The organism is Streptomyces sp. AM8-1-1 (genome assembly GCF_032229325.1).
In the GTDB taxonomy this organism is placed as follows: domain Bacteria; phylum Actinomycetota; class Actinomycetes; order Streptomycetales; family Streptomycetaceae; genus Streptomyces; species Streptomyces achmelvichensis.
Map to the genome: position 1 here is coordinate 5,135,251 of NZ_CP135086.1, position 19,592 is coordinate 5,154,842.

Here is a 19,592-nt window from a genome sequence, read left to right on the forward strand (position 1 = left end):
GGCCGCCCACGGCCCCGCCCGAGCAACAGGCCCTACCCCTCCTTGATGAACCCCTCCTCGATCAGCCAGTCCTTCGCCACCTCGTGCGGGTCCTCGCCCTCCACGTCGACCTTGGCGTTCAGCTCCTGGGCGATCGCCGTCGTCAGCCGCGCGCTCAGGGGGTTCAGCAGGCCGGCGATCGCCGGCCACGCCTCGATCGTGGCGGTGTGGATCACGGGGGCGGCGTTGTAGTTGGGGAAGAAGTGCTTGTTGTCCTGGAGCGTGTCGAGGTTCAGCGACGTGATCCGGCCGTCGGTCGTGAACGCCTCGCCCAGCAGACACGAGTCGGACTTGGAGACCTGGGTGTAGATGATTCCGGCGTCCATCTTCTGGATGTTCCCCGCCGGGATCTTCATCCCGTACGCCTTCTCCATGCCCAGCAGCCCGTCCTCGCGGGCAGCGAACTCGTTCTCCACGCAGACCGTCACCGCCGACGGGTCCTTCTGCGACAGCGCGGCGACGTCCGACAGCGTCCTGAGCCGGTACTTGGCGTTGTTCTTCTTGCTGATCGCCAGCGTGTACGTGTTGTTGAGCCGGGACTGCGGAAGCCAGGTGACACCGTTGCGCCGGTCGGCGTCGCGCACCGCCTGCCACTGCTGCTGCGGATCCACGATGGGCTTCTCGTTGCCGAGGTAGGTGATCCAGGCCGTGCCCGTGTACTCGTACATCGCGTCCGCGTCGCCGTTGATGATCGCTTCGCGGGCGCTGATGGAGCCGGGCAGATTGGTGCGGTCCAGCACTTCGGCGCCGGCCGCCTTGAAGATCAGGCCGATCATCTGGCCCAGGACGATGTTCTCGCTGAAGTTCTTCGACGTGACCGTCAGGGACGCGCCCTTGAGCGGTTCACCCCGGCCGACCGAGCCCGGCACCACGTCGTCGACCAGCGGGGAGCCGCTCTTGAGGCCGCAGCCGGCCAGTACCAGAGCGAGGGCGACGGCGCCGGTCAGCGACGTCCGCACGGACGGTCGTGTCCTCACGGACGCCCGCGTCTTCGGAGACCTCCGCGGATACCGCATCAGCTCTCCAGTCCGCGCGGCGTCAGCGTCAGCTCGACCAGCGAGGCCAGCCAGTCCACCATGAGGGCGAGCGCCACCGTGAGCACCGAACCGATGATGAGGACCGGCATCCGCTGCGTCTGGATGCCGGAGGTGATCAGGTCGCCGAGGCCGCCGCCGCCGACGAAGGTGGCCAGCGTCGCCGTGCCGACGTTGAGGACGAGCGCGGTGCGCACCCCGGCCAGGATCAGCGGCACGGCCAGCGGCAGTTCGACCTTGCGCAGGGTCCCGGTCCCCGACATGCCGATACCGCGGGACGCCTCCACCAGCTGGGGGTCGATCGCCCGCAGGCCCGCGACCGTGTTGGAGAGCACCGGAAGGATGGCGTAGATCACCATGCCGACGATCGCGGTCGACGCGCCGATGCCCAGCCAGATCACCAGCAGCGCCAGCAGGCCGATCGCCGGGGTCGCCTGGCCGATGTTGGCGAACACGACGAAGGGCGGCGCAGCCCTGGTCAGGCCCCGCCGGGTCAGTGCGATGCCCAGCGGGATGGCGATGATGAGCACCCAGAAGGTGGAGATCGCGGTCAGCTGGATGTGCTGCCACAGCCGCAGCTGGACGTTGCCGCCGGACAGCGAGTTCTCGGCGATCGCGTCGAGCTGGATGTTGGAGTACCACAGCCAGGTGGCCAGCAGGACGAGGGCGACGACGGACGGCAGGAACACCAGCTTCTGCCAGGTGATACGCCGGGAGGGCGGAGCCGGCGGGGGAGTGGGCTCCTCCTCCTCGTCACGGAAGGCGTGGCCCCTGACGTCGTGTTCGCCCGGCGGGCGTTCGGGAGCGGTACTCATGCGCCTCCCTCCAGCTCCTGTTCCGTGCGGTGGTGGCGCAGTTCCTCCAGATTGTGCTGGTGCTCGATGGCCGCCAGCCGGTCGGCCTCCAGCAGCTCCTGCACGGAGTTCATCAGGGTCTCCATGTCGACCACACCGATGAACTCGCCGCGCCGTCCGGTCACCGCCACCCGCCCGCCGGAGTCGGTCAGCACGGCCTCCAGCGCGTCGTGCAGGGTCGCGTCCCGGGTCACCGTGTCGTGCACCAACTGCCCCGCACGGGCCAGCGAGCCCTTGGCACGCATCAGGTCGCCGCGCCTCAGCCACTTGTAGGGACGCCCCCGCCGGTCCAGCATCAGCAGCTCGTTGTGCAGTTCGGTGCGGAGCCTGTTGAAGATGGACTGGAGGGGGTCGTCCACGGTCACGGTCGGGAAGTCCGCGATCTCGACATCCCGCACGCGGGTCAGATTGAGCCTCTTGAGCGCCGCGCCGGCGCCCACGAATCCGGAGACGAAGTCGTCGGCCGGGTTGGTGAGGATCGCCTCGGGGGTGTCGAACTGGGCGATGTGCGACTGTTCCCGCAGCACGGCGATGCGGTCGCCGAGCTTGATCGCCTCGTCGAAGTCGTGGGTGACGAACACGATCGTCTTGTGCAACTCGTGCTGGAGCCGGATCAGTTCGTCCTGGAGATGGTCGCGGGTGATCGGGTCGACCGCTCCGAACGGCTCGTCCATCAGCAGTACCGGGGGGTCGGCGGCGAGCGCCCGCGCGACGCCCACCCGCTGCTGCTGACCGCCGGACAGCTGGCGCGGATACCGGCCGTGGAACTCACGCGGATCGAGTCCGACCAGGTCGAGCATCTCCTCGACCCGGGCTCTGACCTTCGGCTTCGCCCAGCCGAGCATCTTCGGTACGAGCGCGATGTTCTCCGCGACGGTCATGTGCGGGAAGAGGCCGGAGGACTGGATCGCGTAGCCGACCTTGCGCCGCAGCTTCACCGGATCCATGTCGGTGACGTCCTCGTCGCCGATCCTGATGCGGCCCGACGACGGCTCGATCAGCCGGTTGATCATCTTCAGCGTGGTCGACTTCCCGCAGCCGGAGGGCCCCACCAGGATCACCGTCTCGCCCGGCTTGATCTCCATCGAGACGTTGTCGACGGCCGGGTTCGGATTGCCGGGGTAGCGCTTGCTCAGGTTCTCCAGCTGGATGCCCGCGCCGGATGTCTCAGTCACGGATCCCCCTGGAGATGGTCAGGCGCCCGATCAGGACGTACGCCGCGTCGAAGAGCAGCGCGAGGATGACGATGCCGATGGTGCCCGCGAGGACCTGGTTGATGGCGTTGGCGCTGCCCAGCGAGGCGATGCCGCGGAAGATCTCGTTGCCGAGGCCGGGCCCGGAGGCGTACGCGGCGACCGCGGCGATCCCCATCAGCATCTGTGTGGAGACACGGATGCCGGTGAGGATCGGGGGCCAGGCGAGAGGCAGCTCGACCCGGAACATGCGCGCGGCCCGGGACATCCCGATGCCCTTTGCGGCGTCCACCAGCGACGGATCCACGCCGCGCAGCCCCACGACGGAGTTGCGCACGATCGGCAGCAGCCCGTACAGGGTCAGGGAGATCACCGCGGGCGCCACCCCGAGACCCACCACCGGGATCAGCAGACCGATCAGGGCCAGTGAGGGGACGGTGAGGACGGTGGCCGTGGACAGGATCGCCAGATTTCCCGCCCAGGTGCTGCGATAGGTGATCGCGCCGATGAGGATGCCGAGCAGAGTGGCGATGACCATGCACTGGAAGACCAGGCTGGCCTGCTGAAAGGCGTCCGTGAGCAGCTGCTGGTGCCGGGTGGCCACATACTCCCAGAAGCTCACGCGCGCTCCACTCAGGCTGGTTCGTCCTCCGCGGCCTGCTCCACCAGCGGGATGATCCGCAGGGGCACAGGGTTCTCCATGACGATCGCCGTGGAGGCCCGCACGATGCCATCAAAACCGACAACCCGGTCGATCACCCGCTGAAGATCGGCGTTGGACCGCGCCACCAGACGGCAGAGCATGTCGCCGTGCCCGGTGGTCGTGTGCAGCTCCAGCACCTCGGGCACACCCGCCAAATGGGCCCTGACATCGGCGCCTTGGCCCTGCTTGATCTCCAGGGTCGCGAAGGCGGTGACGGGATAGCCGAGGGCCGCGGGGTCGACGTCGGGTCCCAGTCCGCGGATGACTCCATTCGACTGAAGCCGGTCCAGCCGGGCCTGCACGGTGCCGCGGGCGACCCCCAGCCGGCGGGACGCCTCCAGCACGCCGATGCGCGGCTCACGAGCCAGCAGCACGATGAGCCGGCCGTCCAGATGATCGATCGCCATGGCGCACCCCCGGGATGGGCATCCTGTACAGAAAGCCCCTCCATACTGCTCTCAGGCTGTACAGATTGACCAGGGGAATCACGAACTATTGCGCACCTTGTGGAACGGAGAGAGCCTGCGCTCATGACTGAGACCATCAAGCACCCGACCACCGCGCGCGAGGCCGACCCCTTCCCGGTCAAGGGAATGGACGCGGTCGTCTTCGCCGTCGGCAACGCCAAGCAGGCCGCCCACTACTACTCGACCGCCTTCGGCATGAAGGTCGTCGCCTACTCCGGGCCGGAGAACGGCAACCGCGAGACGGCGAGCTATGTGCTGGAGAACGGCGGGGCGCGCTTCGTCCTCACCTCCGTCATCAAGGCCTCCACCGAGTGGGGTGCGTTCCTGGCCGGTCATGTCGCCGAGCACGGCGACGGCGTCATCGACCTGGCCATCGAGGTGCCGGACGCCCGGGCCGCGTACGCGTACGCCACCGAGCACGGTGCCCGCGGCATCACCGAGCCCTACGAGCTCAAGGACGAGCACGGCACGGTCGTCCTCGCCGCGATCGCGACGTACGGCAAGACCCGGCACACCCTGGTCGACCGCTCCGGCTACGACGGCCCCTACCTGCCGGGCTACGTGGCCACCGCCCCCATGGTCGAGCCGCCCGCCAAGCGCACCTTCCAGGCGATCGACCACTGCGTCGGCAACGTCGAACTCGGCAGGATGAACGAGTGGGTGGCCTTCTACAACAAGGTCATGGGCTTCACCAACATGAAGGAGTTCGTGGGCGACGACATCGCCACCGAGTACTCCGCGCTCATGTCGAAGGTCGTCGCCGACGGCACCCTGAAGGTGAAGTTCCCGATCAACGAGCCGGCGATCGCGAAGAAGAAGTCGCAGATCGACGAGTACCTCGAGTTCTACGGCGGAGCCGGCGTCCAGCACATCGCGCTCGCCACGAACGACATCGTCTCCTCGGTACGGGCCATGCGGGCGGCCGGAGTTCAGTTCCTCGACACCCCCGACTCGTACTACGACACCCTCGGCGAGTGGGCCGGCGAGACCCGGGTGCCGGTCGAGACCCTGCGCGAGCTGAAGATCCTCGTCGACCGTGACGAGGACGGCTACCTGCTGCAGATCTTCACCAAGCCGGTCCAGGACCGGCCGACCGTCTTCTTCGAAATGATCGAGCGGCACGGCTCGATGGGCTTCGGCAAGGGCAACTTCAAGGCGCTCTTCGAGGCGATCGAGCGCGAGCAGGAGAAGCGCGGCAACCTCTGAGCCGTCGAGTCCGGTAGGGAATACCGGACCACGATCCCGGTGCCGGACGGGCCTGCACAGCAGGCCTGTCCGGCACTTCGTGCCTGCCGACCGCTTCCGACTGCTTACGATCGCGGCGTGAGCGCACATGTCATGGTCGCCGAGGACGACGAGAAGCAGGCCGAACTGGTCCGCCGCTATCTGGAACGCGAGGGCCACACGGTCACGCTCGTACGCGACGGCCGCGCCGCCGTCGAGGAGATCCGCCACAGAGCGCCCGACCTGCTCGTCCTCGACGTGATGATGCCGAAGACCGACGGCCTGGACGTCCTGCGCATCCTGCGGGCGGAGACGTACGACCTGCCCGTGCTGATGCTCACCGCCCGCTCCACCGAGGACGATCTGCTGCTCGGCCTCGACCTCGGGGCCGACGACTACATGACCAAGCCCTACAGCCCGCGCGAACTGATGGCGCGGGTCCGTACGCTGCTGCGCCGGACCCGTCCGCCCGCCGCGCGGCCGGCGGCCGAGCCCGTCCTCGCGGTGGGCACCCTCGTCGTCGACCCGCACCGCCACGAGGTGAGCGTCGACGGCGCACGCGTCGAGTGCACGCCCGGTGAGTTCCGCATCCTCGCCGCGATGGCCGCCGAGCCGGGACGCGTCTTCACCCGGCAGCGGCTCCTGGAGGAACTGCACGGCTACGCCCGCTACATCGGCGACCGGACCGTCGACGTGCACATCATGAATCTGCGCAAGAAGATCGAGCCCGCCCCGCGGCGGCCCGCCCGCCTCCTGACCGTCTTCGGCGTCGGCTACAAGCTCGCGGACCCGGCGAAGGGCGCCGGCCGTGCGGTTCCGTAGCCGTGAGCGGCAGCCCGGCCGCGGCGAGCGGCGGCTGCCGCTGCGCAAGAGTCTGCTGGGCCGTCTGCTCGCCGTCTCCGCGCTGGTGGCCGCCTGTTCGGTGGCGGCGACCGCCTGGCTGGCCGTGCAGACCACCTCCGGTGCCATCAGGCAGGAGCAGGGCCAGAACCTCACCGACGACGCCCGGATCTACCACGCGCTGCTCGGCCGTGCGGCGACGCACCCGCAGTGGGACGGTGTCGAGCCGGCCGTGCGGGCGCTGGCCCGGAAGTACGGCCGACGCATCGCGCTGACCACGCAGAGCCGTGCCCCCATCGCCGACTCCGCGACCGAGAAGACACCGCCCGCGCTGCCGCCCCAGCCCTCCGCAGTCGTCGACCCGCTCTCCGCCGACAGCGCGCTCACCCCCGCGACCGAGCAGAGCGGCGGCGGCCCGGCGGACCGTATCGACCCGCGTGCGGTGGGACCGTTCCGGCTGCCCGCCGCCGAAGGGGCACAACTGCAGAAGACCGCCGACCGGGTCGTGAGCTGTCTGCGCGAGTACGGACTGGCCTCGGACATCCTGCGAACTCCCAGCGGCCGCCCCCGTATCCAGGTCGTCGGCAACGACATCGACCGGATCGAGGGCACCCGCTGCCCGCTCGACGTCCTGGACGAACCCACCCGCAGCGAACGCGCCGCGCTCGCCACCCTCAACAAACTGGCCGACGCCTGCCTGGACCGGCAGGGCCGCGCGGGCGTCCGGCTCGGCCTGGACCTGTCCTGGAAGCGCGACACCGAGGCCCGCCCGGTCCCGCGCCAGTCCGCGGAATCCGGCGTACTGCCCACCCCGGGCGAGCCCGCGCCGGCCGAGCCCGCGCCGGTCGTACGCGGCCCGGCGGGCAGCCTGGAGGACCGGGCCATCGCCTCCTGCGTGGGCACCGCCCGACGCGAACAGCTCAGCTCCTACGTCTCCTCGCCCGCGCTGCTGTTCATCGGCGACCCGGACAGCACCACCGTCCCCGGCTTCGACCTCTCCCCGGCGAACACCGCACGCATCGCGGGCGCCGCAGCCCTCGTCCTCGCCCTCACCGTCGGCGCCTCCCTGCTCGCCGCCACCCGCCTCGTGCGGCCGCTGCGCGCGCTGACCGGAGCGGCGCAGCGGATGAAGGACGGCGAGACGACGGCGCCGGTGGCGGTCACCGCGGACAACGAGATCGGGCGGCTGGCCGCGGCGTTCAACGACATGTCCGCCCACCGCGCCCGGCTGGAGGCCCAGCGCCGGGCCATGGTCAGCGACGTCGCGCACGAACTGCGCACCCCGCTCAGCAACATCCGCGGTTGGCTGGAGGCGGCCGAGGACGGACTCGCCGACCCCGACCCGGCGTTCGTGTCCTCGCTGCTGGAGGAGGCGGTGCAGCTCCAGCACATCATCGACGACCTCCAGGACCTGGCCGAGGCCGACGCGGGCGCGCTACGCCTGCACCCCGAGCCGGTACGGATCGACGAGCTGCTCGGCCAGGTCGCGGCCGCGCACCAGGCACGGGCGGAGACGGCCGGTGTCACGCTGGCGGTCTCGGTGCCCGGCGGCACACCGGCGCTGACCGCGGACCCCGTGCGGCTGCGGCAGGCCGTCGGCAACCTCGTCTCCAACGCCCTGCGCCACACCGGGCCCGGCGGCACCGTCACCCTGCGCGCCCGGGGCTCCGACGGCGGGGACGAGGTGGCCGTGGAGGTCGCCGACACCGGCAGCGGTATCCCGGCGGACGACCTGCCGTACGTCTTCGACCGCTTCTGGCGCGCGGAGAAGTCGCGCAGCCGGCGTACCGGCGGCAGCGGTCTCGGACTGGCGATCGTGCGCAAGCTGGCGGAAGGGCACGGCGGTTCGGCGGAGGCGGCCAGCACCGAGGGGCAGGGGTCGGTGTTCACGCTCCGGCTCCCGGTGAGCCCGCACATCCCTGGCCGGCGGGAGGCCTCCGGCAACCCTGATACGCCCATCACAGCGATCTGACAGCTTCCTCACAACTTCAGGACAGCCTGACGCCCATGCCCGGACGCCGCGTTGCGACGCCGTCCCGGCATCCCTGGTCCGAGCTGGAATGGAGCACATTCATGTCCCACCGCCTCTCCCTGCGCGTCCTCGCCGTCGCCACCGCCGCGACCGCGGCAATGATCGTCCCGGCCGGCGGCGCCTTCGCCGATTCGACCCCGGCTCCCGCCAAGCCGACCGCGGACCGCCCCTCGCAGCCGGTGCGGGAAGCGGCGCCCACCCCCGCCCCCGCGCAGAAGGGAACCGGCCGTCTGCCGCGCGGTGGTGTCGACGCGGGTGACAAGCCCGCCCCGGCGCAGGAGCGGTCCGGCCGTCTGCCGCGCGGTGGTGTCGACGCGGGGGAGCAGCCCGCCGGCGCCGGGAGCGGCAACAGCACCGCTCTCGCCGGATCGGCAGCCGGAGTCGCGCTGCTCGCGGGCGCCGGTGCCGTCGTGATCCGCCGTCGTACGGCGGGCCGCCGCAACGGCTGACCCACCCCGCCGCGGGGGCGGTCGCCGCTCACGGCGCCGCCCCCGCGGACCTCTGCCGCCTCAGGAGTTCCGATGACCCCGCCGCACCGTCCCGGTCCGCACCGTCCCGGTCTGCACCGTCCCGGTCCGCACCGTCCCGGTCTGCACCGTCCCGGTCAGCCCGCCTTCGGGCAGGCGCGGACCGGCGCGTCCCGCGCGCCCGCCCGTCCCCTTCGTGCCACCGCTCTCGCCCTCGCCCTCGTCCTCGCCCTTCTCGCCGCCGTCACCGGCTGCTCCGCGGCGGCCGACGAGGACCCGGCCGCGGGCACACCGCGCGCCTCCGCCACAGCGCCCTCCGATCCCGCCCGGCAGCAGAAGGCCGACCCCGCCCCGAAGCGGAAAGCCGACGCCGTGGAGGTGAGCATCCCCTCGATCGGTGTGACCGGCCCGCTGATGCGACTCGGCCTCAACCGGAACGGCACCGTCGAAGTCCCGCCCGCGGACCGGGGCATGACCGCGGGCTGGTACACCGGCGCGGCCGTCCCGGGCGACAGCGGGGCCGCCGTGATCATCGGTCACAACGACACCCGCCACGGCCGCGCCGTCTTCCACGACCTCCGGAAGATCGCCCGGGGCGCGGACATAGCGGTGCGCAACGCCGCGGGAGCCACCGCCCACTTCACCGTCACCGCCACGGAGACGGTCAGCAAGCAGGCCTTTCCCACCGAACGGGTCTACGGCCGCACGGCGGGCCGCGAGCTGCGGCTGATCACCTGCGACGGAGCCTTCGACGCCCAGGGCCACCCGGTCGACAACCTCATCGTCTACGCCACCCTCCGCTGACCCCGGCTCTGCGCCGGGGCCGGTCGCCCGCGACGGTCAGTTGCCCCCCGGCCGCGCGTTGCCGGGCCCGCCGGACGCCGGCGGCTGGGCGTTCGCGTTCTGCCGCGGCGCGGTGCCCGCGGACTGCCCGGGGGACTGCCGCGACGGCGGTGCCTGCTGCCCGGCACCGGAGCCCTGGCTCGTCCCCCGGCCCGTACCGCCGGAGTGCGAGCCCGAGGAGCCGGTCGCGGACGATCCCGCACCGGAGGCATCCGTACCGGACGAGCCCGTGCCCGCGCCTGCTCCGTACCCCGTCCCCGCTCCGTCGGCGGACGGGGTCGCGCTGCCCGACCGGGCCCGCTCGGAGGGTTCCTGCTTCGGCCTCACCGGGCCGCCCGTGACCCCGTCGCCCTGCACGGGCTCCGCGTCCCGCTCCTCCCCGGTCACCTTCTTGGGACCGCCGTCCGGCAGTTCCCCGAGCGCGGCGAGGGCGTCCGTGGCCAGCGGAGCCAGCAGCGGCGAGAAGTGCGGATTGATCCGCAGCGCCTCCGCGAGGTGCCGGCGGGCCGGACCCCACAGACCGAGCTCCCGCTCGATCTCCCCCCGGTGGTAGGAGAACTGCGGGCTGCGCAGGCCCTCGTCCGTCGCCCTCTTCGCGTACGGCAGCGCCTCCTTCGCCCGACCCGCCTTGAACAGGGCCCAGCCCAGCGCGTCCGCGACCTGGATGCTGCGGTGCTTGCGGTTCCACTCGCCCTCGAGCCGGCGCACGGCGGCCTCGGGGTCGCCGTGGTCCGCCTCGTACAGCGCGAGCACCAGTTCCTGGTTCACGCCGTGCTCGCCGGCCTTCGTGGCCGAGGTGCGCATCAGCTCGTACTGCGACTGGGCGTCCCCGTTCAGCCCGAGCGACTCGTACAACTCGCCCGCCTCCAGGGCGTACTGCGGCAGCGGAAGCTCCTCCAGAGCCGCCTGGTAGTCGCGGAAGGCCTCGTCGGTACGGCCGAGTGCCGCCAGCGCGCGGGCTCGCGACGCCAGGGCCGGGTGGTGGTCCGGCGCGAGTTTCAGGGCACGGTCGTAGGCCTCGACGGCCTCCTCCGGCTCCCCGCGCTCCCAGGCCAGATCACCCAGCTGCTGGAGGGCGACCGCCTTCTCCGCGCGGTTCGAGGCGCTGCCCACGGCGTCGTACGCGGTGGCCGCCGCGTCCTCGCGCCAGCCTCGGTTGCGGTAGACCCGCGCGGCCAGCCCCAGCGCCTGCGACCCCGTGTGCAGCGACGTCAGGGTGTCCATCGCCTTGATGACGGCCTTGTAGTCGCCAAGGCCGTTGCAGGCCTCGATCAGTGCCGGGTACGCCGTCCACCGCTTCGGCCGCTGCTTGACCGCGCGCTCGGCCAGGGCGCGGGCGGTGACGAAGTCCTGCCGGGCGTTGGCCAGAGTGGCGAGGCCGACGAGGGCCTCGGTGTTTCCCTCCTCCGCCGGCAGCGCCTCCAGCGACCTGTGCAGGGCGCTCTCGGCCTTCGGGAACGCGGTCCAGTCGGCAAGCCGCATGCCCCGCTCCACATACGCGGACCCGAGCAGTGCCCACGCGTCCCCGTCCCGGGGGTGCGCCTGGAGCCAGCGCTCCCGCTCGGCGATCAGAGCGGTCAGGTCGTCGAGGGCGGCCGGAATGCCCGTCGCCGTGGCGGCCAGCGCCCGGGCGCCGGGGCTGCCGGGTGCCGGGCGGGGGCCCAGCTCGTCGCGGGCGGGAACCAGCACGACGACTCCGGTGACCAGCGTCGCGGCGACCAGGGTGCTGATCGCGGCGGTCTTCAGATGTTCGCTGTTCATGGCGCTCACTGTGCGTCAGCGAGCAGTAAATACGAAGAACACACCCGGCCCTGTGAACCGGAACGCAGACGGGTTCACACCGATGGCCCCTGGTGCGACGCTGGGTCCATGGACGATCTTCTCGAACGGCTGCGTTCCGGCCTGCCCGCCGATGCCCTCATTACCGATCCGGATGTGACGGCGTCGTACGGACACGACATGGCGAGCTTCTGCGAGGCGGGCACACCCGCGGTCGTGGTCCTCCCGCGCACGGTGGAACACGTGCAGCACGTCATGCGCACGGCGACCGAACTGCGTGTCCCGGTCGTCCCGCAGGGCGCCCGCACCGGCCTGTCCGGCGCCGCGAATGCCTCGGACGGGTGCATCGTGCTCTCGCTCACGAAAATGGACCGGATCCTGGAGATCAGTCCGGTCGACCGGATCGCCGTCGTGGAGCCCGGCGTCGTCAACGCCGTGCTCTCCCGCGGGGTCAACGAACACGGGCTCTACTACCCGCCGGACCCCTCCAGCTGGGAGATGTGCACGATCGGGGGGAACATCGGCACCGCGTCCGGCGGACTGTGCTGCGTCAAGTACGGCGTGACCGCGGAGTACGTGCTCGGCCTGGACGTCGTCCTCGCCGACGGCCGGCTGCTGAGCACCGGCCGCCGCACCGCCAAGGGCGTCGCGGGCTACGACCTCACCAGGCTCTTCGTCGGCTCCGAGGGCAGCCTCGGCATCGTTGTCAAAGCGGTGCTGGCCCTCAGGCCGCAGCCGCCCGCCCAGCTGGTGCTGGCGGCGGAGTTCGACTCGGCGGCGGCCGCCTGCGACGCGGTCTGCGCGATCATGGAGCGCGGCCACACCCCGTCGCTGCTGGAGCTCATGGACCGCACGACGCTGCGGGCGGTCAACGCCATGGCGAACATGGGGCTGCCCGAGACGACCGAGGCCCTGCTGCTGGCCGCCTTCGACACCCCGGAGCCGGCAGCCGACCTCGCCGCCGTCGGAGTGCTGTGCAAGGCCGCGGGTGCCACCGAGGTCGTCCCGGCCGACACGGTCGCCGAGTCGGAACTGCTCCTCCAGGCGCGCAGGATGTCGCTCACCGCGCTGGAGACCGTGAAGACGGCGACGATGATCGACGACGTCTGCGTACCGCGCTCGAAGCTCGGCGCGATGCTGGAGGGCACGGCCGGCATCGCGGAGAAGTACGACCTCACCATCGGCGTCTGCGCCCACGCGGGAGACGGCAACACCCACCCCGTCGTCTGCTTCGACCACACCGATGCCGACGAGTCCCGAAGGGCCCGCGAGTCGTTCGACGAGATCATGGCGCTCGGCCTCGAACTCGGCGGCACGATCACCGGCGAGCACGGCGTCGGCGTTCTGAAGAAGGAGTGGCTCGCGCGCGAACTCGGGCCGGTGGGAGTGGAGTTGCAGCGCGGCATCAAGGCCACCTTCGACCCGCTCGGCATCCTCAACCCCGGCAAGCTCTTCTGAGCCCCGGGTCCTCGGTCCAAGGTCTGCCGGGCCGTCGGACCGATGGCCGATGCCCGGCCGTCCCCGTGGTCCTAGCGTGGAGACATCGGCCCGGCGGTCCTGCCGCCGGGCAAGCGCCCAGGAGGAGGCAGCCGTGCCCGCACGCCTCGACCACACCATCGTCCATGCCCGTGACCGCTTCGCCGCCGCCCGCTTTCTCACCGAACTCATCGACGAACCCGAGCCGAAGGCCTTCGGCCCCTTCGCGAGTGTCGCCCTGAGCGGCGGGGTCACGCTCGACTACTACGACCGGAGCGGGGACGCCGAGATCGTCTCCCAGCATCTGGCGTTCCTCGTCTCCGAGGAGGAGTTCGACGCGATCTTCGCGCGGATCACGGAGCGGGAACTGCCGTACTGGGCCGACCCGGCGCACGCCGAGCCGCAGCGGATCAACCACCTGTTCGGTGGCCGCGGGGTGTACATCGACGACCCCGACGGCCACTCCATCGAGTTCATCACGCATACCTACGTCTGATCCCTCTCACGCATGGGTGTCGCCCTCCTGCGACTCGTCCGACGGCCAGGGGCTGCGCAGCCACAGATCGTCGGCCGGGGTGGGCGCCAGCAGCTCGGCGAGACCGTCGTCGATGCCCAGCCGCTCGGACTCGGAGCCCGGGGGAACCACCCGCAGCGTCCGCTCCAGCCAGGCCGACACCACCGTGGCCACCGCCTCCAGCAGCGCGTCGCCGTCCGGTGAGCTGAGCGCCATCAGGACGACGTTTCTGCCGTCGACCTTGGTCGGCCAGACCCGGACATCGCCGTGGCCGCACGGCCGGAACACCCCCTCCACCAGCAGCTCCCGTGCGAAGGTCCACTTGACCGGACTGTCGGAGCCGACGTGGAAAGTGACGTGCACGGCGTACGGATCGTCCGTGCGATAGGTCAGCCGGGCCGGAACGGGGACGCTCCGCTCGGGCGACAGTACGAGTTTCAGCTCCAGTTCGCGTTCCACCACTGAGTGCATGACAGTGCTCTTCCCTTCGGGTACGAGGCCCGTGGGCGGGCCCTGCAAGGAGAGAGCGCGGTCCCCGCCGGCTATGACGCGGGTTCGGGGAACAACTTTCTGTGATCGGAGGGTGACCGGAAAGTGGTCGTTACGCCGGGACCGGCCCGGGGACACTCAAGGGTCTGATAGATGTGGTGCCTTGTATTGAGGCTCTCGAGGAGATACGGGACCACGGTGATGAGCGCCCCCACCCCGGCCACCGGCGACGGAAGTCCGACGCCCGGCTACTACCCGGATCCGTCCATCCCCGGATACGTCCGGTACTGGAACGGCGCTGCCTGGGTGCCCGGCACGAGCCGGCCCGCTCCGAACGCCGGTGAGGCGATGGATCCGGGGCCCGGCCAGGCAGCCCCCGAACAGACCCCGGCAGCCCGGGTCGAGGAGACCGGACCGCACTTCTTCGACGAGGAGCCGTCCGACCAGCCCTCCCGTCCGGAACCCGCGACCGCCTGGGCCGCCGACACCTCCCGGCAGACCGGCTTCGGCGGCGACCGCGACAACCGGGTCTCGTGGGGCGGTCCCCAGGACCCGCGCACCCCGGCCGCCCACGGCGGACCGGCGGCGGGCGCCCCCGCGGACCCGCGGCTTCCGTCCCAGGCCGGCGACCCGACCGGCGGCGCGCTGCCCGGCGTGCGCTCCCTCGGCGGGGACGACGCCGGCGAGTCCCGGACGGACAACACCGCCGCCATCCGCGCCATGCGCTCCCGTCAGGGAGCCGCCGCCGACGGCGGCACCGCCGACCCTTCGGCGCCGCAAGGCCCGCAGGCTCAGCCCCCGGTCGACCACACCGTGACGATCCGCGCCCTGCGGGCCGCCGCCGCGGCCGCGGGACGGACCGACGAAGGTCTCAGCGTCCGGTCCATGACCCCCGGCGCGTCCGCACCCGCTCAGCCGCAGACGCCGCAGACGCCGGACGTGCCGCAGCAGCAGGCACCCGAGCGGGCCGGCCACGCTCCCATGACCGACGGCCCCGGCGGCGGTTCGGCCTCCTGGGCGCAGCAGGTCCACCGACTCGCCCGTGAGACCGACAACGACCCGCCCGTCACCCCCTGGAAGCCGCCGGTCAACGACCCCTTCCTCGCGGCCGCCCAGGCGCAGGCGTCGGCCCGCCCGGCCTCGCTGGGCAAGCGGTTCGCCGCCCGGCTGATCGACACCGTGCTGCTCGGCGCGGTCGTCGGAGCCGTGGCCGTACCGGTCGGCTCGCAGGCGCTCGCGCACATCAACGACAAGATCGACGCGGCGAAGCAGTCCGGTGAGACGGTCACCGTCTGGCTGATCGACGGCACCACCTCCGTCCATCTCGCGATCATCCTGGGCGCCCTGCTGGTGTTCGGGGTGCTGTACGAGGCGTTGCCGACGGCGAAGTGGGGCCGCACGCTGGGCAAGAAGGTCTGCGGTCTGTCGGTCATGGACATCGAGTCCCACGACCCTCCGTCGTTCGGTGCCGCGCTGCGCCGCTGGCTCGTCTACGGCGTGCTCGGCGTCATCGCGGTCGGCATCGTCAACGTCTTGTGGTGTCTGTTCGACCGGCCGTGGCGGCAGTGCTGGCACGACAAGGCGGCGCACACCTTCGTCACCGGCTGACCCGTCCGGACCGGCGCGCGCGGGGGTCCCCCGAACGGCACGCGAGCCGTTGCGGGTACCCGCTCGGCGCGGTGCACTGCCCCCATGAGCAACGACGCGCCGAGGCCGGGCCAGCCGCCCGAGGACGACCCTTTCCTCAAGAAGCCGCAGGACCCCACGCCGCCGTCGGCGGGCGGTCCGCAGGAGCCTCCTCCGGGGCCGCCGCCCGGTTCCGGACAGGGGCCGCCGCCGGGTTCGCCGTACGGCGGGCAGGGTGGTGACCCGTACGGAAGCGGCCGCCCCGGCGCGGGCGATCCCTACGGCGGCGGCGGGCCCGGCGGGCCGTACGGCGGCGGCCCCGGCGGTCCCTACGGCGGCGGTCCGGGCGGTCCCTACGGCGGGGTCGATCCCCTCGCCGGGATGCCGCCGCTCGCGGAGTTCGGCCGGCGGTTCCTCGCCCGGGTCATCGACGCGCTGATCGTGTTCATCCCGCTGTTCCTGCTGTCGTTGATCTTCGGCGGCTGGGGCGTCGACGCGAACGGCGACACCTGGGACGACATCGCGGGCGACCTGAACACGGGCAGGCAGTGGCTGTGGTCGCTGATCTCCCTGGTCGCCTACGTCGGCTACGACACCCTCATGGTCAAGAGGAACGGCCAGACCGTCGGCAAGAAGCTGATGAAGCTGCGGGTCGCGATGCTCAACGACGGGAGCGTGCCGGACACCGGCTCCTCGCTGCTGCGGGCCGTGGTGCTGTGGGTGCCGGCGCTCGTCTGCTGCTTCTGTATCTGGTGGCTCGTCATCATCATCACGATCCTGACCGACAAGCCCTACAAGCAGGGCCTGCACGACAAGGCCGGCAAGACCGTGGTGGTGTCAGCGGCGTAGCGAGTGCTCGCCGACCCTGGCCTCGGCGCCGACGCGGGCGCGGGGCCCGGGCACCCGGTTGGTGAGACCGTCGGCGGAAGCCGCGGCATGTTTCACGCGGGCGGTGCGCGCGGCCTGAGCGGCCCTCGCCGCCTGTGCGGCCCGGCCCATCGGCAGGGCCACCGCGACCAGCAGTCCGAGCGCCATGGACGCGACGCCGATGGCGGCGACGCCGACGGGGTGGGCGGTACGCGTCAGCAACAGCAGCGCGAGGGTCGAGAAGACGACGGTGGCCGAACCGTAGGCGAGCTGTGCGGCAGTCGGACGCGGCATGACGGTATCCGTCCTCGGGACGTCGGGGGCTGGCTCTCAACGCGGTCGCACTGACAAGGGACTGTACGGCGATGGATGCCCGGCGGGAACGGGTGGTAAGCGTGACCTAACCCACGGTGCTGGTGCATCGGGGGCGCACGGAGTCATTCGATGCATCAAGTGGCCTGATACGTGCGCCCGTTGGCCGGTCTGCGGCTCGTCCGGATAACGGAACTGTGCTCCTGCATAGTGCAGTTGGCCTGTTCAAGTCAAGGTCTGTCTTTTCTCCGGCAACTCCGGTCGAATGTCGTCACTTGTGACGCGTGTACCGCGCCCGGACGACCCCACATGAGTCCGGCTGCGAACGGTAGCGCGGGGGAGGACCAATTCAAGTGACCATCAAGCGACGGACGATCAGAACGTCCGCGGTGCTCGTGGCTCTGGCGGCCACGGCCGCCTCGGCCTCGGCGTTCACCAGCGCACAGGCCGAGGACCAGGGCTCCACGGCGCCCGCGAGCATCGAGCGCCGTGACCCGGCGCCGCAGAAGGACCACGTCGAGCACGACCTCGACGGACCCTTCAGCAAGCAGCAGGAGCAGCAGCGCGAAGCCGCTCTGGAGCAGGTCATATCCGGCGACGCGACCGTGCAGAAGCGCGGTGGCTCCCAGGTCGTCAAGCTCGGCGACAAGAAGTACGTCGAGCTCGGCCGGGAGAAGACGGACAAGATCTTCACGATCCTGGTGGAGTTCGGCGACAAGGTCGACGACACCACGATGTTCGACCCCGACGGTCCGGACGGACCCGAGGCGCCGGTGAAGAAGTACGGCGGAGCGCCCGGCCCCCTGCACAACAAGATAGCCAAGCCCGACCCCAAGCTGGACAACTCCACGGCCTGGCAGGCGGACTACAACCAGAAGCACTTCCAGGACCTCTACTTCGGCACCGGCAAGGACAAGAAGACCGGTCAGCAGAAGGAGTCCCTGAAGACCTACTACGAGAAGACCTCCTCGGGCCGTTACTCGGTCGAGGGCGGCGTCTCCGACTGGGTCAAGGTCGACTACAACGAGGCCCGCTACGGTTCCAACTACTGCGGCGACTCCAACTGCGCCAACGTCTGGGACACGGTCCGCGACGGCGTCACCGCCTGGGTCGCCGACCAGAAGGCCAAGGGCCGTACCGACGCGCAGATCAAGGCGGACCTGTCCGGCTACGACCAGTGGGACCGGTACGACTTCGACAACGACGGCAACTTCAACGAGGCCGACGGCTACATCGACCACTTCCAGATCGTCCACGCCGGTGAGGACGAGTCCGCCGGCGGCGGCGCCCAGGGCCCCGACGCCCTGTGGGCGCACCGCTGGTACGCGTACGGCACCGACGCCGGCAAGACCGGCCCGGCGAACAATCGGTCCGGCGGCACCCAGGTGGGCAACACCGGTATCTGGGTCGGCGACTACACCATGCAGCCCGAGAACGGCGGCCTCGGTGTCTTCGCCCACGAGTACGGTCACGACCTCGGTCTGCCCGACCACTACGACACCTCGGGCAAGGGCGAGAACTCGACCGGCTACTGGACCCTGATGTCGGCGGGCTCCTGGCTCGGCACCGGCAAGGACTCCATCGGCGACCTGCCCGGTGACATGACCGCCTGGGACAAGCTCCAGCTGGGCTGGCTCAACTACACCAAGGGCAAGGCCGCGAAGGCGTCCACCCACAAGCTGGGTGTCTCGGAGTACAACACCAAGCGGCCGCAGGCGCTCGTCGTCGAGCTGCCGAAGAAGGCCGTCACCACCACCGTCGTGAAGCCCGCCGAGGGCTCCAAGCAGTGGTGGAGCGACATGGGTGACGACCTCAAGAACACCCTGTCCCGCCCGGTGGACCTGACCGGCAAGTCCAAGGCTTCCCTGGAGCTTTCGGGCTGGTGGGACATCGAGACCGGCTACGACTACCTCTACGCCGAGGTGTCGACGGACAGCGGCGCCAACTGGACGCCGGTGGACGGTACCGCCGACGGCAAGGCCGTTCCGCGCGACGCGGGCGACAAGCCGGCGCTGACCGGCACCTCCGGCGCGTACAAGAAGCTCGTGTACCCGCTCGACGCGTACGCCGGCAAGAAGATCGACGTCCGCTTCCGCTACCAGACGGACGGCGGCGCGGGCGGCAAGGGCTTCGCGGCCGACGCGATCACGGTCACGGCGGACGGCACGGCGCTGTTCACGGACAACGCCGAGGGTGACGACGCGGGCTGGACCCCGAAGGGCTTCTCCCGCATCGCCGAGTCCTTCACCAAGCAGTACGAGCAGTACTACCTGGCCGAGAACCGCCAGTACGTGTCGTACGACAAGACCCTCAAGGTCGGCCCGTACAACTTCGGCTTCAAGGCTCCGAAGGACGGGTGGGTCGAGCACTACCCGTACCAGAACGGCCTGCTGATCTGGCTGTGGGACACCTCCCAGAAGGACAACAACACCAGCGCCCACCCGGGCCAGGGTCTCGTCCTGCCGATCGACGCGCACGCCAAGCCGCTGAAGTGGGCCAACGGCACGCTGATGCGGAACAAGATCCAGACGTTCGACTCGACGTTCAGCCTGCGTCCGACCGACGCGTTCACGCTGCACAACGCGGACGTCGCCCAGCGGATCAAGGCGCAGAAGGGCACCTCGGTGTTCGACGACCGCAAGGGCGTCTACTGGTACGCCGAGAACCCGACGGCGGGCGTCAAGGTAACTGACACCAACACCAAGATCTCCATCGTGAGTGAGCCCAAGAGCGGTGAGTCGATCACCGTGAAGGTTGGTCCGTCGACCAAGTAAAAGGTATAACCGCAGGTCAAACCATGATCGGCCGTCGCCCTCTAGCGGGCGGCGGCCGA

General features: G+C 70.8%; 18 protein-coding genes. 10 read left to right on the plus strand and 8 right to left on the minus strand.

Going from position 1 to position 19,592, the window contains the following annotated elements; genetic code table 11:
* Positions 1-32: 32 nt before the first annotated feature.
* The 5 genes from RPQ07_RS23110 to RPQ07_RS23130 are packed head-to-tail and all read right to left on the minus strand — an operon-like array spanning position 33 to position 4,230.
* Positions 33-998 (minus strand): glycine betaine ABC transporter substrate-binding protein, encoded by a 966-nt coding sequence (locus tag RPQ07_RS23110; protein WP_313946083.1) that lies wholly within the window; start codon positions 996-998, stop codon positions 33-35.
* A 56-nt stretch (positions 999-1,054) separates the two neighbouring features.
* Positions 1,055-1,888 carry an ABC transporter permease gene (locus RPQ07_RS23115; protein ID WP_313946084.1) on the minus strand — a complete coding sequence of 278 codons (834 nt, stop codon included), beginning with the start codon at positions 1,886-1,888 and terminating at the stop codon, positions 1,055-1,057.
* Positions 1,885-3,102: a betaine/proline/choline family ABC transporter ATP-binding protein gene (locus tag RPQ07_RS23120; protein ID WP_313946085.1), complete on the minus strand. Its 1,218-nt coding sequence runs from the start codon at positions 3,100-3,102 to the stop codon at positions 1,885-1,887. The genes RPQ07_RS23115 and RPQ07_RS23120 overlap by 4 nt, the downstream gene beginning before the upstream one ends.
* Positions 3,095-3,742 (minus strand): ABC transporter permease, encoded by a 648-nt coding sequence (locus RPQ07_RS23125; protein ID WP_313946086.1) that lies wholly within the window; start codon positions 3,740-3,742, stop codon positions 3,095-3,097. The genes RPQ07_RS23120 and RPQ07_RS23125 overlap by 8 nt, the downstream gene beginning before the upstream one ends.
* Before the next feature lie 11 nt (positions 3,743-3,753).
* Positions 3,754-4,230 (minus strand): Lrp/AsnC family transcriptional regulator, encoded by a 477-nt coding sequence (locus tag RPQ07_RS23130; protein WP_313946087.1) that lies wholly within the window; start codon positions 4,228-4,230, stop codon positions 3,754-3,756.
* A 123-nt stretch (positions 4,231-4,353) separates the two neighbouring features.
* On the opposite strand from RPQ07_RS23130, the gene hppD reads away from it, so the two are divergent.
* The 5 genes from hppD to RPQ07_RS23155 all read left to right on the plus strand — a co-directional run bounded on the left by hppD (position 4,354) and on the right by RPQ07_RS23155 (position 9,657).
* Positions 4,354-5,496: a 4-hydroxyphenylpyruvate dioxygenase gene (hppD, locus tag RPQ07_RS23135; RefSeq protein ID WP_313946088.1), complete on the plus strand. Its 1,143-nt coding sequence runs from the start codon at positions 4,354-4,356 to the stop codon at positions 5,494-5,496.
* A 132-nt stretch (positions 5,497-5,628) separates the two neighbouring features.
* Positions 5,629-6,336, plus strand: coding sequence for a response regulator transcription factor (locus RPQ07_RS23140; RefSeq protein WP_313948992.1), 708 nt, complete (start codon positions 5,629-5,631; stop codon positions 6,334-6,336).
* Positions 6,323-8,326 carry an ATP-binding protein gene (locus RPQ07_RS23145; protein ID WP_313946089.1) on the plus strand — a complete coding sequence of 668 codons (2,004 nt, stop codon included), beginning with the start codon at positions 6,323-6,325 and terminating at the stop codon, positions 8,324-8,326. Before RPQ07_RS23140 ends, RPQ07_RS23145 begins: the two co-directional genes overlap by 14 nt.
* A 101-nt stretch (positions 8,327-8,427) precedes the next feature.
* Entirely contained in the window at positions 8,428-8,835 is a 408-nt protein-coding gene (locus RPQ07_RS23150; protein ID WP_313946090.1) for a hypothetical protein, read from the plus strand.
* Positions 8,836-8,907: 72 nt separating this feature from the next.
* Positions 8,908-9,657: a class F sortase gene (locus tag RPQ07_RS23155; RefSeq protein WP_313946091.1), complete on the plus strand. Its 750-nt coding sequence runs from the start codon at positions 8,908-8,910 to the stop codon at positions 9,655-9,657.
* Between the two features lie 36 nt (positions 9,658-9,693).
* On the opposite strand, the gene RPQ07_RS23160 is transcribed toward RPQ07_RS23155, so the two are convergent.
* A complete protein-coding gene (locus RPQ07_RS23160; RefSeq protein ID WP_313946092.1) occupies positions 9,694-11,457 on the minus strand; it encodes a tetratricopeptide repeat protein in 1,764 nt (587 codons plus the stop codon).
* Between the two features lie 108 nt (positions 11,458-11,565).
* Between RPQ07_RS23160 and RPQ07_RS23165 the strand changes: the two genes are divergently transcribed.
* Both RPQ07_RS23165 and RPQ07_RS23170 read left to right on the plus strand, forming a co-directional pair.
* The gene (locus RPQ07_RS23165; RefSeq protein ID WP_313946093.1) at positions 11,566-12,933 is read left to right on the plus strand and encodes an FAD-binding oxidoreductase; all 1,368 of its coding nucleotides are present in this window, start codon (positions 11,566-11,568) and stop codon (positions 12,931-12,933) included.
* A gap of 133 nt (positions 12,934-13,066) precedes the next feature.
* Positions 13,067-13,447 (plus strand): VOC family protein, encoded by a 381-nt coding sequence (locus tag RPQ07_RS23170; protein ID WP_313946094.1) that lies wholly within the window; start codon positions 13,067-13,069, stop codon positions 13,445-13,447.
* A gap of 6 nt (positions 13,448-13,453) precedes the next feature.
* Here RPQ07_RS23170 and RPQ07_RS23175 read toward each other — a convergent pair whose 3' ends face one another.
* Complete coding sequence (locus RPQ07_RS23175) at positions 13,454-13,936, minus strand: SsgA family sporulation/cell division regulator (protein WP_313946095.1); 483 nt, start codon at positions 13,934-13,936, stop codon at positions 13,454-13,456.
* Positions 13,937-14,155: 219 nt separating this feature from the next.
* Here RPQ07_RS23175 and RPQ07_RS23180 point away from each other — a divergent pair, with 219 nt between their 5' ends.
* Positions 14,156-15,562 carry an RDD family protein gene (locus RPQ07_RS23180; protein WP_313946096.1) on the plus strand — a complete coding sequence of 469 codons (1,407 nt, stop codon included), beginning with the start codon at positions 14,156-14,158 and terminating at the stop codon, positions 15,560-15,562.
* A gap of 84 nt (positions 15,563-15,646) precedes the next feature.
* On the plus strand, positions 15,647-16,429 hold the full coding sequence (locus RPQ07_RS23185; RefSeq protein WP_313946097.1) for an RDD family protein: 783 nt from the start codon (positions 15,647-15,649) through the stop codon (positions 16,427-16,429).
* Here the strand turns inward: RPQ07_RS23185 and RPQ07_RS23190 are convergent.
* Positions 16,418-16,741, minus strand: coding sequence for a hypothetical protein (locus tag RPQ07_RS23190; RefSeq protein ID WP_313946098.1), 324 nt, complete (start codon positions 16,739-16,741; stop codon positions 16,418-16,420). The two genes, RPQ07_RS23185 and RPQ07_RS23190, sit on opposite strands and share 12 nt — an antisense overlap.
* Before the next feature lie 371 nt (positions 16,742-17,112).
* On the opposite strand from RPQ07_RS23190, the gene RPQ07_RS23195 reads away from it, so the two are divergent.
* On the plus strand, positions 17,113-19,533 hold the full coding sequence (locus RPQ07_RS23195) for an immune inhibitor A domain-containing protein (RefSeq protein WP_313946099.1): 2,421 nt from the start codon (positions 17,113-17,115) through the stop codon (positions 19,531-19,533).
* Positions 19,534-19,592: the final 59 nt, after the last annotated feature.

Coding starts and splice junctions, on each gene's coding strand:
- RPQ07_RS23115 (WP_313946084.1), bottom strand. CDS start 1,888: ATGAGTACCGCTCCCGAACGCCCGCCGGGCGAACACGACGTCAGGGGC.
- RPQ07_RS23130 (WP_313946087.1), bottom strand. CDS start 4,230: ATGGCGATCGATCATCTGGACGGCCGGCTCATCGTGCTGCTGGCTCGT.
- hppD (WP_313946088.1), top strand. CDS start 4,354: ATGACTGAGACCATCAAGCACCCGACCACCGCGCGCGAGGCCGACCCC.
- RPQ07_RS23140 (WP_313948992.1), top strand. CDS start 5,629: ATGGTCGCCGAGGACGACGAGAAGCAGGCCGAACTGGTCCGCCGCTAT.
- RPQ07_RS23150 (WP_313946090.1), top strand. CDS start 8,428: ATGTCCCACCGCCTCTCCCTGCGCGTCCTCGCCGTCGCCACCGCCGCG.
- RPQ07_RS23155 (WP_313946091.1), top strand. CDS start 8,908: ATGACCCCGCCGCACCGTCCCGGTCCGCACCGTCCCGGTCTGCACCGT.
- RPQ07_RS23160 (WP_313946092.1), bottom strand. CDS start 11,457: ATGAACAGCGAACATCTGAAGACCGCCGCGATCAGCACCCTGGTCGCC.
- RPQ07_RS23165 (WP_313946093.1), top strand. CDS start 11,566: ATGGACGATCTTCTCGAACGGCTGCGTTCCGGCCTGCCCGCCGATGCC.
- RPQ07_RS23175 (WP_313946095.1), bottom strand. CDS start 13,936: ATGCACTCAGTGGTGGAACGCGAACTGGAGCTGAAACTCGTACTGTCG.
- RPQ07_RS23180 (WP_313946096.1), top strand. CDS start 14,156: ATGAGCGCCCCCACCCCGGCCACCGGCGACGGAAGTCCGACGCCCGGC.
- RPQ07_RS23185 (WP_313946097.1), top strand. CDS start 15,647: ATGAGCAACGACGCGCCGAGGCCGGGCCAGCCGCCCGAGGACGACCCT.
- RPQ07_RS23190 (WP_313946098.1), bottom strand. CDS start 16,741: ATGCCGCGTCCGACTGCCGCACAGCTCGCCTACGGTTCGGCCACCGTC.